This is a genomic window from Azospirillum lipoferum 4B, assembly GCF_000283655.1.
GTDB lineage: Bacteria > Pseudomonadota > Alphaproteobacteria > Azospirillales > Azospirillaceae > Azospirillum > Azospirillum lipoferum_C.
Genome location: NC_016585.1, coordinates 719,857 through 734,111 on the forward strand (window position 1 = coordinate 719,857; position 14,255 = coordinate 734,111).

The 14,255-nt window shown below is 68.7% G+C and carries 12 protein-coding genes; 2 read left to right on the forward strand and 10 right to left on the reverse strand.

Annotation, left to right across the window (positions count from 1 at the left end; translation table 11 throughout):
* Window positions 1-3 precede the first annotated feature (3 nt).
* Complete coding sequence (locus AZOLI_RS16965) at window positions 4-588, forward strand: DUF447 domain-containing protein (protein WP_014188392.1); 585 nt, start codon at window positions 4-6, stop codon at window positions 586-588.
* Entirely contained in the window at window positions 585-1,322 is a 738-nt protein-coding gene (locus tag AZOLI_RS16970; protein WP_014188393.1) for a (5-formylfuran-3-yl)methyl phosphate synthase, read from the forward strand. The genes AZOLI_RS16965 and AZOLI_RS16970 overlap by 4 nt, the downstream gene beginning before the upstream one ends.
* Here the strand turns inward: AZOLI_RS16970 and fdhF are convergent.
* From fdhF to AZOLI_RS17020, 10 genes are all read right to left on the reverse strand, one after another.
* A complete protein-coding gene (fdhF, locus tag AZOLI_RS16975) occupies window positions 1,282-4,053 on the reverse strand; it encodes a formate dehydrogenase subunit alpha (protein ID WP_014188394.1) in 2,772 nt (923 codons plus the stop codon). The two genes, AZOLI_RS16970 and fdhF, sit on opposite strands and share 41 nt — an antisense overlap.
* A 10-nt stretch (window positions 4,054-4,063) precedes the next feature.
* Entirely contained in the window at window positions 4,064-5,830 is a 1,767-nt protein-coding gene (locus AZOLI_RS16980; RefSeq protein WP_044551886.1) for an NAD(P)H-dependent oxidoreductase subunit E, read from the reverse strand.
* Window positions 5,831-5,971: 141 nt separating this feature from the next.
* Window positions 5,972-6,703: a phosphoglycolate phosphatase gene (gene gph / locus AZOLI_RS16985; RefSeq protein WP_014188396.1), complete on the reverse strand. Its 732-nt coding sequence runs from the start codon at window positions 6,701-6,703 to the stop codon at window positions 5,972-5,974.
* A gap of 12 nt (window positions 6,704-6,715) precedes the next feature.
* Window positions 6,716-7,807, reverse strand: coding sequence for a class II fructose-bisphosphate aldolase (gene fba / locus AZOLI_RS16990; RefSeq protein WP_014188397.1), 1,092 nt, complete (start codon window positions 7,805-7,807; stop codon window positions 6,716-6,718).
* A gap of 17 nt (window positions 7,808-7,824) precedes the next feature.
* Entirely contained in the window at window positions 7,825-9,876 is a 2,052-nt protein-coding gene (tkt, locus tag AZOLI_RS16995) for a transketolase (protein ID WP_014188398.1), read from the reverse strand.
* Window positions 9,877-10,089: 213 nt separating this feature from the next.
* Window positions 10,090-10,965 (reverse strand): phosphoribulokinase, encoded by an 876-nt coding sequence (locus AZOLI_RS17000; RefSeq protein WP_014188399.1) that lies wholly within the window; start codon window positions 10,963-10,965, stop codon window positions 10,090-10,092.
* 14 nt (window positions 10,966-10,979) lie between these two features.
* Complete coding sequence (locus AZOLI_RS17005) at window positions 10,980-12,107, reverse strand: class 1 fructose-bisphosphatase (RefSeq protein WP_014188400.1); 1,128 nt, start codon at window positions 12,105-12,107, stop codon at window positions 10,980-10,982.
* A gap of 45 nt (window positions 12,108-12,152) precedes the next feature.
* Complete coding sequence (cbbX, locus tag AZOLI_RS17010; RefSeq protein WP_044551893.1) at window positions 12,153-13,085, reverse strand: CbbX protein; 933 nt, start codon at window positions 13,083-13,085, stop codon at window positions 12,153-12,155.
* A complete protein-coding gene (gene rpe / locus AZOLI_RS17015) occupies window positions 13,082-13,819 on the reverse strand; it encodes a ribulose-phosphate 3-epimerase (RefSeq protein WP_014188402.1) in 738 nt (245 codons plus the stop codon). Before rpe ends, cbbX begins: the two co-directional genes overlap by 4 nt.
* The gene (locus AZOLI_RS17020; protein WP_014188403.1) at window positions 13,809-14,249 is read right to left on the reverse strand and encodes a ribulose bisphosphate carboxylase small subunit; all 441 of its coding nucleotides are present in this window, start codon (window positions 14,247-14,249) and stop codon (window positions 13,809-13,811) included. Before AZOLI_RS17020 ends, rpe begins: the two co-directional genes overlap by 11 nt.
* Between the last annotated feature and the right edge of the window lie 6 nt (window positions 14,250-14,255).

Sequence of the window (14,255 nt, forward strand, 5' to 3'; positions counted from 1 at the left end):
GCCATGCCCCTGATCCGCGAGACCATCATCACCACCACCGGCGCCGACGGGCAGCCCCATGTGGCGCCGATGGGGGTGACGGTGGAGTGGGACGGCGACGGGGAGCGCTTCATCCTGGCGCCGTTCCGGCCGTCACGGACGCTCGACAACCTGCTCGCCCGCCGTTGCGCCGTCGTCAACCACACCGACGACGTCCGGGTCTTCGCCGGCTGCATCAGCGGACGCCGCCGCGACTGGCCGACCGTTTTGGCGGAGCGGATCGACGCGCCCCGTCTGGCCGACTGCCTGTCGCATGAGGAGATCGTGGTGGCGGAGGTGGAGGACGACCCGGTCCGCCCGCGCTTCCATTGCCGCACCATCCATGCCGCGACGCGTGGCCGCTTCCGCGGCCACAACCGGGCGCAGGCGGCGGTGATCGAGGCGGCGATTCTGGTCAGCCGGCTGCACATGCTGCCCGCCGACAAGATCGAACGGGAGGTCGAATACCTCTCCATCGCCATCGGCAAGACCGCCGGCCCGCATGAGTTGGAGGCCTGGGGCTGGCTGATGGACCGCATCGCCGCCCACCGCGCGGAGAACAGCTCATGACCGGATGGCTCGCCAGCGTCGCGACCGCGGCGGAAATCCCCCTGATCCTGCCGGCAGGCCCCGACTTCCTGGACCTGAAGGACCCCGCCGCCGGGGCTTTGGGAGCGTGGGCGGTGGAAGACATCGCCGCGACGGTGCGCGAACTGGCGGCCCTGCCCGGACGCCCGCGGCTGAGCGCCACCATCGGCGACCATCCGATGCGGCCCGAGGCGGTGGAGCCGGCAGCCCGCCGGATCGCCGCGACCGGGGTGGATTTCGTCAAGATCGGCTTCGCGCCGGATGGAGCGCCCGACCGCTGCATCGACGCGCTGGCTCCGCTGGCGGCGGACGGGGTGCAGCTGGTCGCCGTGCTGTTCGCCGACCTCTGGCCGCCGGACCCCGGCTGTCTGCCCATCGACCGGCTGTCCGCCGCCGGCTTTCGCGGGGCGATGCTGGATACCGCCGGCAAGCGCCACGGGCTGCGCCATTACTGGCACGATGCGCAGCTGTCCAGCTTCGTCTGCTGCGCACGGGCGCACGGGCTGCTGACCGGGCTGGCCGGGTCGCTGCGGGTGGCAGACATCCCGGCCCTCTCCTCCCTGTCGCCCGATTACCTCGGCTTCCGCGGCGCGCTCTGCGGCGGGAAGCGCACCGCGGGCATCGACCCGCAGGCGGTGGCGAGGGTCGCCGCCGCCATCACCTGCTTACCCGGGGCTACTCCGCCGCCTCGGCCATCTCTGCCCTCTCGATCTTGATCGCGCAGTATTTGAACTCCGGGATCTTGCCGAAGGGATCGAGCTGGGGGTTGGTCAGCACATTCGCCGCCGCTTCCGCATAGGCGAAGGGGATGAAGACCAGCCCGACCGGCATGCGGTCGTCGATGCGGGCCTTCAGCCGGATCGTGCCGCGGCGGCTCGACACCAGCATGTAATCGCCGGTCCTCATTCCGGCGCGGGTCAGGTCGTGCGGGGAGACATAGGCGACCGCCTCCGGCTCCACCGCGTCGAGCACGCTGGACCGCCGGGTCATCGATCCGGTGTGCCAATGCTCCAGCTGGCGGCCGGTGGTGAGCACCAGCGGATAGTCGAGATCCGGCGTCTCCGCCGGGTTGATCGGCCGCGCCGGCACGAAGCGCCCGCGCCCGGTCTTGGTCGGGAAGCCGTTGCCGAAGACGATGTCGTGGCCGGGCTGGTCCGGGCCGTCCACCGGATAGGTGACGGAGCCCTCGCGCTCCACCCGCTCCCAGGTGATGTTGGCGAGCGACGGCATGGCGCCGACCATCTCCGCGAACACCTGCGATACGTGGGTGTAGGTCCAGTTCAGCCCCAGCCCCCGCGCCATGTCCTGGATGATCCACAGATCCTGCCGCGCCTCGCCCGGCAGCGGCACCGCCGCGCGGCCCATCTGGACCTGCCGGTTGGTGTTGATGACGGTGCCGTCCTTCTCCGGCCAGGCCGAGGCCGGCAGCACCACGTCGGCGTATTTGGCCGTCTCGGTCAGGAAGATGTCCTGCACCACCAGATGGTCCAGCATGGCCAGCGCCTCGCGGGCGTGGGTCACGTCGGGGTCGGACATCGCCGGGTTCTCGCCCTCGATGTAGAGCCCCTTGATCCGGCCGTCATGGACGGCGTCCATGATCTCGACCACCGTCAGGCCGCGCTTGCCGTCCAGCTTGGTGCCCCAATAATTTTCGTAGAAGGACTGGACCTCCGGATCCTCGACCGACTTGTAGTCGGGGTAGAACATCGGGATCAGGCCGGCGTCGGACGCGCCCTGGACGTTGTTCTGGCCGCGCAGCGGATGCAGGCCGGTGCCGGGGCGGCCGATCTGGCCGGTGACCAGCGACAGCGCGATCAGGCAGCGGCTGTTGTCGGTGCCGTGGATGTGCTGCGACACGCCCATGCCCCAGAAGATGATCGACGCCTTGGACCGTGCGAACAGCCGCGCCACCTCGCGCAGGGTGGCGGCGGGAATGCCGCAGACCTTCTCCATCTCCTCCGGCGGGTAGTTCTTGACCGTCTCGGCCAGCGCCTCGAAATCCTCGGTGTTGGCCTGGACATACTGGCGGTCGTACAGCCCCTCCGCGATGATGGTGTGGAGGATGGCGTTCAGCATCGACACGTCACGGCCCGGCGTGAACTGCAGCATGTGCGTGGCGTGGCGCGCCATGGCGAGCCCGCGCGGATCCATGACGATCAGCTTCGCCCCACGCTCCGCCGCGTTCTTGAAGAAGGTCGCGGCGACGGGATGGTTCTCGGTCGGGTTGGCGCCGATGATGACGATGACCTCGGCATCCTCCGCCGCCATGAAGGGCGCCGACACCGCCCCCGACCCGACGCCCTCGATCAGCGCCGCCACCGACGAGGCGTGGCAGAGCCGGGTGCAATGGTCGACGTTGTTGGTGCCGAAGCCGGTGCGCACCAGCTTCTGGAACAGATAGGCCTCCTCGTTCGACCCCTTGGCCGATCCGAAGCCGGCCAGCGCGTTGCCGCCGCGCTCGTCGCGGATCTTGCGCAGGCCCCCGGCCGCCACCGCCAGCGCCTCGTCCCAGCTCGCTTCACGGAAATGGGTGAAGGGGTTCATCGGGTCGATGTCGACGTCGTGCTTCGACACCCCCTCCTTGCGGATCAGCGGCACCGTCAGACGGTCGCCGTGATGGGCGTAATCGAAGCCGAAACGACCCTTCACGCAGAGCCGGTTCTGGTTCGACGGGCCATCCTTGCCATCGACGGCGACGATCCTGTTGTCCTTGATCTTGTAGGTCAGCTGGCAGCCGACGCCGCAATAGGGGCAGACGGAGTCCACCTCGCGGTCGGGCGCATTGGTGTAGACGCCCTTCTCGTCCACCAGCGCCGCCGGCATCAGCGCGCCGGTCGGGCAGGCCTGCACGCACTCGCCGCAGGCCACGCAGGTGGACTGGCCCATCGGGTCGTCGAAATCGAAGACGATCTTTTCCAGATGCCCGCGCGCCGCCATGCCGATGACGTCGTTGACCTGGACCTCGCGGCAGGCGCGGACGCACAGGTTGCAGTGGATGCAGGCGTCGAGCTGGACCGCCATCGCCGGGTGCGACATGTCGTCGGTCTTGTTCGGCCGGTCCACGGTGGGAAAGCGGCTGCCGGCGATCTCGACCTTGTCGGTCCATTTCCAGAAGGTGGAGTTGGGATCATGCGCGGTCTCCCGCTCCGGCTGGTCGGCCAGCAGCAGTTCGAAGACCAGCTTGCGCGAGGACTTGGCCCGCTCCGATGCGGTGCGCACGGTCATGCCAGGCTTGGGCTTGCGGATGCAGGAGGCGGCGAGCACGCGCTCCCCCTCGATCTCCACCATGCAGGCGCGGCAGTTGCCGTCGGGGCGATAGCCCGGTTCCGGCCGGTGGCAGAGATGCGGAATCTCGGTTCCCAGGCGGGTGGCGACCTGCCAGATCGTCTCGCCGTTGCGTGCCTCGACCTCGGCGCCGTCCAGGGTGAAAGTGATGCCGTGGGACATGTCGGTCTCCTTACCCCTGCGATCCGGTTGCGCCCTGGGCCGAGCCTTGGGCCGTGCCCTGGCGCGACACGAAGTCGTCGCGGAAATGCTTCATCACCAGCTTGATCGGGTTCATCGCCGCCTGACCCAGGCCGCAGATCGACGCGTCGCCCATGACGGTGGCGAGCGCGGTCAGCAGTTCCTCGTCCCATTCGGGCTCGCTGATCAGGCGCACGGCCTTCTCGGTGCCGACCCGGCAGGGCGTGCATTGGCCGCAGCTCTCATCCTCGAAGAATTTCAGCAGGTTGAGCGCCACGTCGCGCATGTTGTCCTTGTCGGACAGCACGACCACGGCGGCCGAGCCGATGAAGGAGCCGTGCGGTTCCAGCGTGCCGAAATCGAGCGGGATGTTCGCCATCGACGCCGGCAGGATGCCGCCGGACGGGCCGCCGGGCAGATAGCCCTTCAGCGTGTGGCCGTCGGCCATGCCGCCGCAATACCGGTCGATCAGTTCCTGCAGGGTGATGCCGGCCGGGGCCAGCTTGACCCCCGGCTCCTTCACCCGGCCGGAGACCGAGAAGGTGCGCAGCCCCTTGCGCCCGTTCATGCCGTGGCTGGCGAACCAGGAACCGCCCTTCTCCAGAATCTCGCGGACCCAGAACACCGTTTCGATGTTGTTGATCAGGGTCGGGCGGCCGAACAGGCCGACCACCGACGGGAAGGGCGGCTTGTGCCGCGGCAATCCGCGCTTGCCCTCGATGCTCTCCAGCATCGCCGATTCTTCGCCGCAGATGTAGGCGCCGGCGCCGCGGCGCAGATGGATGCGGGTGTGGCGGGCCAAGCCGGCGGCCTCGACCTTCGGGATCTCGCGCAGCAGGATTTCCCGGCATTGCGGGTATTCGTCGCGCAGGTAGATGTAGACGTCGGTCGCCTCCACCGTCCAGGCGCCGATCAGCATCCCTTCCAGGAAGCGGTGCGGGTCGCGTTCCAGATGGAAGCGGTCCTTGAAGGTGCCGGGCTCGCCCTCGTCGCCGTTGATCGCCATCATGCGCGGCCCCGGCTCCGCCCTGACATAGCGCCATTTCAGGCCGGTGGGGAAGCCGGCGCCGCCCAGGCCGCGGATGCTGGAATCCTCCAGCATCTTCAGCACCGCATCGACGTCGCGCGCACCGTTCAGGCATTCGGCCAGCATCTTGTAGCCGCCGCCGCGGATATATTCGTCGAAGCCGAGATAGTCGGGGATGTCCGGGTGGACATGGCCGTGGGCGACGGCGTCGAGCACACTGTCCACCGTGGCATTCTCGTGCGGGGCATGGCCGATCGCCACCACGGGGGCGTTGTTGCAGCCGCCCATGCAGGGGGCGCGCAGGACGCGCACCTCGCGCTCGTCGACGCCGGCCTTCAGCGCCTCATGCAGCTGTTCCGCCCCGGCCAGCGCGCAGCTCAGCGAATCGCAGACGCGGATGGTCAGCTTCGGCGGCGCCGGTTCGCCGTCCATCACGATGTCGAAATGGGCGTAGAAGGACGCCACCTCGAACACCTCGACCAGCGCCAGCTTCATCTCCTTCGCCAGAGCGGCGAGGTGGCGGGCATGCAGGCAGCGGTAATGGTCCTGAAGCAGGTGGAGATGCTCGATCAGCAGGTCCGCCTGACGGGAGCGGTCGCCGAGAAGCGCCCGAACCTCCTCCAGGCTGACGGGATCGACCTGACGGCCCTTCTGCTGGTCGCGCGTTTTGCGGCGGCCGGAGCCGGGATGGATACTGCGGGCGGGAACGCCGCCCGGCGGCTTTGCGCTGATGATCGGGGCGCTGATGTTCGGGGGCAATGCGGTCACGGCGTTTCTGGCCTCTGCTGGATGGTCCGCGCTTCTGGGTGTCGCGATCCGAGTTCCTGGTGTCTCGTATACCAGATGCCACGGTAACGCATCCTTCGCTGAAAGTCAGCATCCTAAATCATTATCGGCTTCCGCTGGATGGGAATGTCGGATGGGGTGGTGGGGATCCCGGCGAATGGCCTCCAGCGCGTCCGGAAGGTCGGTGAACCGATGGATCAGCCGGTCGGCCGCAAGGTCGGCCGGGTTGCCGCGCGCATAGCCATAGGACACGACAATGCAGGCGATCCCGGCGGCACGGGCGGCGGCAACGTCGTTGGGGCCGTCGCCCACCATGACCGCACCGGCAGGCCGGCCGTTCAGCGCATCCAACACGGCCAGCAGAGGTTCCGGTGCCGGTTTGCGCCAGGGCAGGCTGTCGCCGCCGACGACGGCGCCGAAGAACGACAGAAGCCCCAGTTCGCCCAGCAGGTTGCGGGCGATTGCCTGGGGCTTGTTGGTACACAGGCCGATGGGATGGCCGGCAGCGGCCAGTTGCGCCAGCGTCCCCGGCACGCCGGGATAGACGCTGGCGGGGTCGGCGGGAAGGGCCGCATAGAGGCGGAGGAAGCGAGGCAGGACGGACTCCACCTCCTCCGCCGCAAGGGGGCGGCCGGCGGCGGCGAATCCGCGCTCCACCAGCAGCCGGGGGCCGTCGCCGATCAGGGAGCGCAGCGTGGCGTCGCTGACCGCAGGACGCCCCCATTCGCCGAGCAGGCGGTTGAGGGCGTGGCCGAGATGCGGTGCGCTGTCGACCAGCGTCCCATCCAGGTCGAAGATGACCGGCGCCGGCCTGTTCACCGCCCCCCTCCGTCAGCCCGACGCCATCACCGCAGGCGAGCGCCGCTCCATCGCCGCGAACTCCAGCGCCGCGGCGCGGGCGGCCATGCGTTCCAGCGGAAGCGGAGCGATGCGATCCGCCTGCCCGGCCGACCCGAAGGCCTCGAACCGCTCGCGGCAGAGGGCGCGGGCGGCCTTGGTGGCTTCGGCCAGGAACCTGCGCGGGTCGAACTCCTCCGGCCGCGTCATCATCGCACGGCGCAGGCTGCCGCTCATGGCGAGGCGGATGTCTGTGTCGATGTTGACCTTGCGCACGCCGTTGCGGATGCCCTCGCGGATCTCCTCCACCGGGACGCCGTAGGTCTCGCGGATGCTGCCGCCATGGGCGCGGATGATCTCCAGCCACTCCTGCGGCACGCTGGAGGAGCCGTGCATCACCAGATGGGTGTCGGGGATGCGGTCGTGGATGGCGCGGATGCGGTCGATGGCCAGCACCTCGCCGTCCGGGCGGCGGCTGAACTTGTAGGCGCCATGGCTGGTGCCGATGGCGATGGCGAGCGCATCCACCCCCGTCCGCGCCACGAAATCCGCCGCCTGTTCCGGATCGGTCAGCAGCTGGTCGTGCGACAGGATGCCGGCGGCGCCGGACCCGTCCTCCTCCCCCGCCCGGCCGGTCTCCAGCGAGCCGAGGCAGCCCAGCTCGCCCTCAACCGAGACGCCGACGGCATGGGCCTGCTCCACCACCTGCCGGGTGACGCGGATGTTGTAGTCGTAGCTTGCCGGCGTCTTCATGTCGTCCAGCAGCGAGCCGTCCATCATCACGCTGGTGAAGCCGGAACGGATGGCCTGCTGGCAGACGGCCGGGCTGGCGCCATGGTCCTGGTGCAGGCAGACGGGAATATGCGGCCACATCTCCACCGCCGCCTGGACCATGTGACGCAGAAACGGCTCGCCGGCATATTTGCGCGCGCCGGCGGACGCCTGGAGGATCACCGGGCTGGCGCAATCGTCCGCCGCCTGCATGATCGCCTGGATCTGTTCCATGTTGTTGATGTTGAAGGCCGGCACGCCATAGCCATGGTCGGCCGCATGGTCGAGGAGCTGTCGGAGGGAGATCAGGGCCATCGCGAGAGGTCTCCGGTTCAGAATTGCGAGGAACAGAGGCGTTGGGCGCGGTCCGCCACCGCCTCCGCCGTGATGCCGAAATGGCGGTAGAGGTCGGCCGCGGGGGCGGATTCGCCGTAGCGGTCGAGGCCGACCACGTCGCCGTCCAGCCCGACATGGGCGCGCCACAGCCCGGTCGCCCCGGCCTCCACCGCCAGCCGGGGAACGCCGTCCGGCAGCACGGCACGGCGCCATGCCTGGTCCTGGCGGTCGAAGACCTCGCAACAGGGCATGGAAACGAGGCGGGCGGCGATTCCCCGGCCGGCGAGCAGCCGCCGCGCCTCCATGGCGATGGCGACCTCCGACCCGGTGGCGATCAGCACCACGTCAGGGCGCTCAACATCGGCCAGCACATAGCCGCCGCGGGCGGCATCGCGGATACGCCCGATTCCCGGTTGAGCCGGCAGGGTCTGGCGCGACAGCAACAGCGCGCTCGGCCCGTCCGCCCGCTCCACCGCGGCCCGCCACGCCACGGCGGTCTCCAGGGCGTCGCAGGGGCGCCAGACGTCCAGGTTCGGCATCAGCCGCAGGCTGGCGGCATGCTCCACCGGCTGGTGGGTGGGGCCGTCCTCGCCCAGGCCGATGCCGTCATGGGTGAAGACATGGACGACGCGCAGCCCCATCAAGGCCGACAGGCGCAGGCCGTTGCGGGAATAGTCGGAGAAGGCCAGAAAGGTGCCGCCGAAGGGCAGAAAGCCGCCATGCAGCGCGATGCCGTTCATCACCGCGGCCATGGCGAATTCCCGCACCCCGTAATGCAGGTGGCGCCCGCCGCTCCCCCGCCAGTCGGTGAGATTGGAACCGGTGAGATCCGCAGATCCGCCCAGCAGTTCCGGCAGCAATTCCGCCAGCGCTTGGATGGCCTGCTGCGAGGCCTTGCGCGACGCCATCGGTTCGGCCCGCTCGGCGACGGCGGCGATCCAGGCGTCGGCGGATTCGGCGAAGCCCTCCGGCAGGTCGCCGCGCATCCGCCGCAGGAACTCGGCCGCGGCCTGCGGGTGGGCGTCGGCATAGGCATCGAACCTTGCCTGCCAATCGGCCTGCACCGCGGCACCGCGCCGCCGCGCGTCCCAGCCGGCGCGCACCTCGTCCGGCAATTCGAAGGGCGCAGCCGTCCAACCGAGCGCGGCCCTGGTCGCGGCGACCTCGGCCGAGCCCAGCGGCGCGCCATGCACCTCGGCCGAGCCGGCCCTGGCGGGGGAGCCATGGCCGATCACCGTCTTGCAACAGACCAGGGTCGGCTTGCCGCAGGGTGTCAGCGCCTCGTCGATGGCGGTGTCCAGCGCGTGGGCATCATGACCGTCCACCTCGCGGATCACCCGCCAGCCATAGGCTTCGAACCGCCCCGGCGTATCGTCGGCGAACCAGCCGGTGACGGGGCCGTCGATGGAGATGCCGTTGTCGTCATAGAAGACCACCAGCTTTTCCAAACCCAGCGTGCCGGCCAGCGAGCAGGCCTCGTGGCTGATCCCCTCCATCAGGCAGCCGTCGCCGACGAAGCAGAAGGTCCGGTGATCGACGATCCGGTGCCCCGGCCGGTTGAATTCCGCCCCCAGCAGCCGTTCGGCCAGCGCCATGCCGACGGCATTGGCAAGGCCCTGCCCCAGCGGACCCGTGGTCGTCTCCACCCCCGGCGTCAGCCCATGTTCCGGGTGTCCCGGTGTGCGCGAGCCGAGTTGCCGGAAGCGCCGCAGCTCCTCCATCGGCAGATCGTAGCCGGTCAGATGCAGCAGCGCGTAGAGCAGCATCGAGCCATGCCCGTTCGACAGCACGAAGCGGTCACGGTCGGGCCAGCGCGGGTCGGCCGGATTGTGACGCAGATGGCGCCGCCACAGCGCCTCGGCGATGTCGGCCATCCCCATCGGCATGCCGGGATGACCGGAGTTCGCGGCCTCAACCGCATCGATGGCGAGCACGCGCAGGGCGTTCGCCAGCAGGCGGCGTCCGGAACCACGGTCGGGTGTGTCGGGCGGCAAGGCAAGCCGGTCCTGTTCGCGGACCTCGACGGCCGCGGTCATCGACGCGTTCATGGTTGGTGTCCTCCCGGTTTTGGATTATCAGGCGGCATCAAAGCCCCTCTCCCCGCGTGGGAGAGGGGTTGGGGTGAGGGGGGGAAGTTTGTGGTTCGCATCCGGCCTTCGGCCGCCCCCTCATCCCAACCCTTCTCCCGCAGAGGGGAGAAGGGCTTCCAAGCGGCAAAACGGCCGCACATTCCGTCTGCACTGTCCTTTTTAGGCCCCCCCTCAGAACGCCTTCTTCTTGCGGTCGACCAGTTGCCAGATCATCGGCGTGAAGATCAGCTGCATCGCCAGCGCCATCTTGTCGCCCGGACAGACGATGGTGTTGGGCCGGGTCATGAAGCTGTCCTTCAGCATCGACAGCAGATAGGGGAAGTCGATGCCCTTCGGCCGGGTGAAGCGGATGACCAGCATGCTTTCATCCGAGGTCGGGATGTCGCGGGCGATGAAGGGGTTGCTGGTGTCCACCGTCGGCACGCGCTGGAAATTCACGTCGGTGCTGCTGAACTGCGGGCAGATGTATTTCACATAGTCGGGCATGCGCCGCAGGATGGTGTCGACGATGGCCTCTTCCGAATAGCCGCGCATGTTGCGGTCGCGGTGGATCTTCTGGATCCATTCGAGGTTCACGATGGGCACGACGCCGATCTTCAGGTCGGCATGGCGGGCGAGATCGACGCGCTCGGTGCGCACGCAGCCGTGCAGGCCCTCGTAGAACAGCATGTCGGTGCCGGGCTCGATCTCCTCCCACGGCGTGAAGGTGCCGGGGTCCTGGCCGTAGGGTTCGGCCTCCTTCTCGTCATGCAGGTATTTGCGGGTCCGGCCGCCGCCGGTCTCGCCATAGCTGCGGAACAGATCGTCCAGTTCCTCGAACAGGTTGGCGTCGGGTCCGAAATGGCTGAAGGTCGAATGGCGGTCCTCCTGCGCCGCGGCGACCTTGGCGCGCATTTCGCGGCGGTCGTAGCGGTGGAAGCTGTCGCCTTCGACGATGGCGGCGGAAACCCCCTCCCGCCGGAAGATCTGCTGGAAGGTGCGGGTGACGGTGGTGGTTCCGGCGCCGGAGGAGCCGGTGACGACGATGATCGGATGACGGGCCGACATGGCTTCCTCCTCCTTCAGCCGAGTGCCGCGGTTTCGGACGGCAGGAACAGCGACCGGCTGCCGAACAGCGGGGCGCTGAAGGCCAGCTCCTCCCCCCGGTCGTAGGCGGCGTGATAGGCGACGAGCCGCTCCACCTCCGCCTTCGATCCCAGGATCACCGGCACGCGCTGGTGCAGGGCCATCGGCTTGATGTCGAGAATCCGCTGCCGCCCGGTGCTGGCCGCCCCGCCCGCCTGCTCCACCAGCATGGCGATGGGGTTGGCCTCGTAGAGAAGGCGCAGCCGTCCCGGCTTGTGGGTGGGGCGGGCGTCGCGCGGATAGAGGAAGACGCCGCCGCGGATCAGGATGCGGTAGACCTCCGCCACCAGCGACGCGATCCAGCGCATGTTGAAATCCGCCTCGCGCGGGCCGGAACTGCCCTTGATGCATTCCTCGACATACTGGCGCACCGGCGGCTCCCAGAAGCGGGCATTGGAGCTGTTGATGGCGAATTCGCAGACATGGTCGGGGATGCGCATGTCGGGATGGGTCAGGGTGTAGGCGCCGATCTCGCGGTCGAGCGTGAAGCCGTGCACGCCCTCGCCGAAGGTGGCGATGATCATGTCGGCGGGACCGTAGAGCGCGAAGCCCGCCGCCACCTGCTGGGTGCCGGGCTGCAGGAAATGCTCCACCTCCGGCTCCTCCACCCCATCAGGCGCCTTGAGAATGGAGAAGATGGTGCCGACCGTCAGGTTGACGTCCACGTTCGACGAGCCGTCCAGCGGATCGAAGGCCAGCAGATAGCGGCCGCGCGGATATTCGCGGGGGATGCGGTAGGGCTCCTCCATCTCCTCCGACGCCATGCCGCAGAGCTTGCCGCCATATTCGCAGGTGCGCAGCATGATCTCGTTGGCGATCAGGTCCAGCGGCTTCTGCGTCTCGCCATGGACGTTGACGCCGGGTTCGGGCGCCGGTGCGGCAAAATGGGCGGTGGCCGGCTGGCCGGCGGACGGCGTCAGCGACCCGCGGGCGGCGGCGCTGGCGATGAACTTGCAAGCGGTCTGCACGTCGTTGAGCAGCGCGGTCAGGTCGGTGTCGGCCCCGCCGCGGCGGCGCTGGTCCTCGATGATGAATTTGCTGAAGGTCGTGTGACGGTGCGGCATCGGTTCCCCCTCTCTCGTGTTTTGTCCGGCCGGCTTTTTGCGGGCCTATTGTGTGAAGACGCGGCTTTGGCGGATGTCCTCCTCGGCGATGGTCAGCAGGTCATTGGCGGCGATGGCGCTGCCGCGCGCCTCGAACAGCCGGTTGGCCTGACGCAGGCGGGCGCGGTCCAGCGCATTGCGGATCGAGCGGGCGTTGGCAAAGCGCGGCTGGGCCATGCGGCGGAGGATGTAGTCGCCCATCGCCCGCTCGGCTTCCGGCGCCAGGCGGTACTGCATGCCCTCCGTCATCAGCCGGGCGATCTCCAGCAGTTCCGCTGCCTCGTAGTCAGGGAAATCGACATGGTGGGCGATGCGCGACGCCATGCCGGGGTTGGAGCGGAAGAAGACCTCCATGCGGTCGCGGTAGCCGGCGAGGATCACGACCAGATCGTCACGGTTGTCCTCCATCACCTGGAGCAGGATTTCGATGGCCTCCTGGCCGTAATCGCGCTCGTTCTCCGGCCGGTAGAGGTAATAGGCCTCGTCGATGAACAGCACGCCGCCCATGGCGCGCTTCAGCACCTCCTTCGTCTTGGGCGCGGTGTGGCCGATATACTGGCCGACCAGATCGTCGCGGGTGACGCTGACCACATGGTCGCGCCGGATATAGCCCAGCCCATGGAGAAGCCCGGCCATGCGCCGCGCCACCGTGGTCTTGCCGGTGCCGGGATTGCCGGTGAAGCACATGTGCAGCGACGGCGGCTCCGCCCGAAGGCCGATGCTGCGGCGGGCGCGCTCCACCAGCAGCAGGGCGGCGATCTCGCGGATGCGGGTCTTCACCGGCAGCAGCCCGACCAGTTCACGGTCCATCCCCGCCAGCATTTCGCCGATGCCGGACTCGCGGTAGAGCGCGTCGAGATCGACGGACGGCGCGTCGGACGACCGGCTTCGGGTTTCCGGGGCGGTTTCCGGGGCGAGAAGGTCGGCCGCGTCGCTCATGCCGCCCTCCATTCCGGTTCGGCCATCAGCGCGGCGCGCATGCGCCCGACCACGCCGCGATAGCCGCCGTCGGCATCCGCCGCGCCGAAGATGGCGGAGCCGGCGACGAAGATGTCGGCGCCGGCATCGGCGACGGCGCGGATGTTGTCGGGCTTGATGCCGCCGTCCACCTCAAGCCGGATGGCGTGGCCGGTACGCTCGCGGTGACGGTCGATGCGGCGGCGGACCTCGGCGATCTTCTCGAAGGCCGACGGGATGAAGGACTGGCCGCCGAAGCCGGGATTGACCGACATGACGAGGATCAGGTCCAGCCGGTCCATCACATGGTCGAGATGGGCCAGCGGTGTTGCCGGGTTCAGAGCCAGCCCGGCACGGCAGCCCTGCTCGCGGATCAGCGCCAGGCTGCGGTCGGGATGCTCCGACGCCTCGGGGTGGAAGCTGACGATGTCAGCGCCCGCCTTGGCGAACAGCGGCACCAGCGCATCGACCGGCCGCACCATCAGATGCACGTCGAGCGTGGCGCGGGTGCGCGGGCGGATGGCGGCGCAGACCAGCGGGCCGATGGTCAGGTTGGGGACATAATGGTTGTCCATCACGTCGATATGGACGAGCTCGCAACCGGCCTCCACCACCCGCTCCACCTCCTCGCCCAGCCGGCCGAAATCGGCGGAGAGGATCGACGGGGCGAGAAGGTAGCCATCGCCCAGCTCACGCCCCCCCAGTTCACGCCCCATGACGCGCCTCCCCGCCATAGCGGTCTCCCGGCGGACGGCCGGTGGCATAGCTGCGCACCGTGTAGCCGATGCGCCGCCCCGGCCCCTCCGACCGCAACAGCTCGAAACCGGGTTCCACGGCCGGGCGGTTGATCAGGTAGGACATGCGCACCGTCTCGAACCCATAGGAGCTGTCGAAGGCGAGGACCTTGACGTACTGGTCGGGATGGGCGCTGCGGCAGGCGTCAATTTCCATCATCACGCCCTTGGCGTCGCGCAGGTCGAACATGGGGTTGCCCCACATCGTCCAATAGCTGTTGCGCGGGTGCGGATCGTCGGTGAACTCCACCGCCACCGCCCAGCCCTGGTCGAGGGCGTATTGCACCTGTTTGGTGATCTCCTCATCCGTCAAATCCGGCAGGAAGGAGAACTGACCCTGTGTCAATCGCATGGAAAA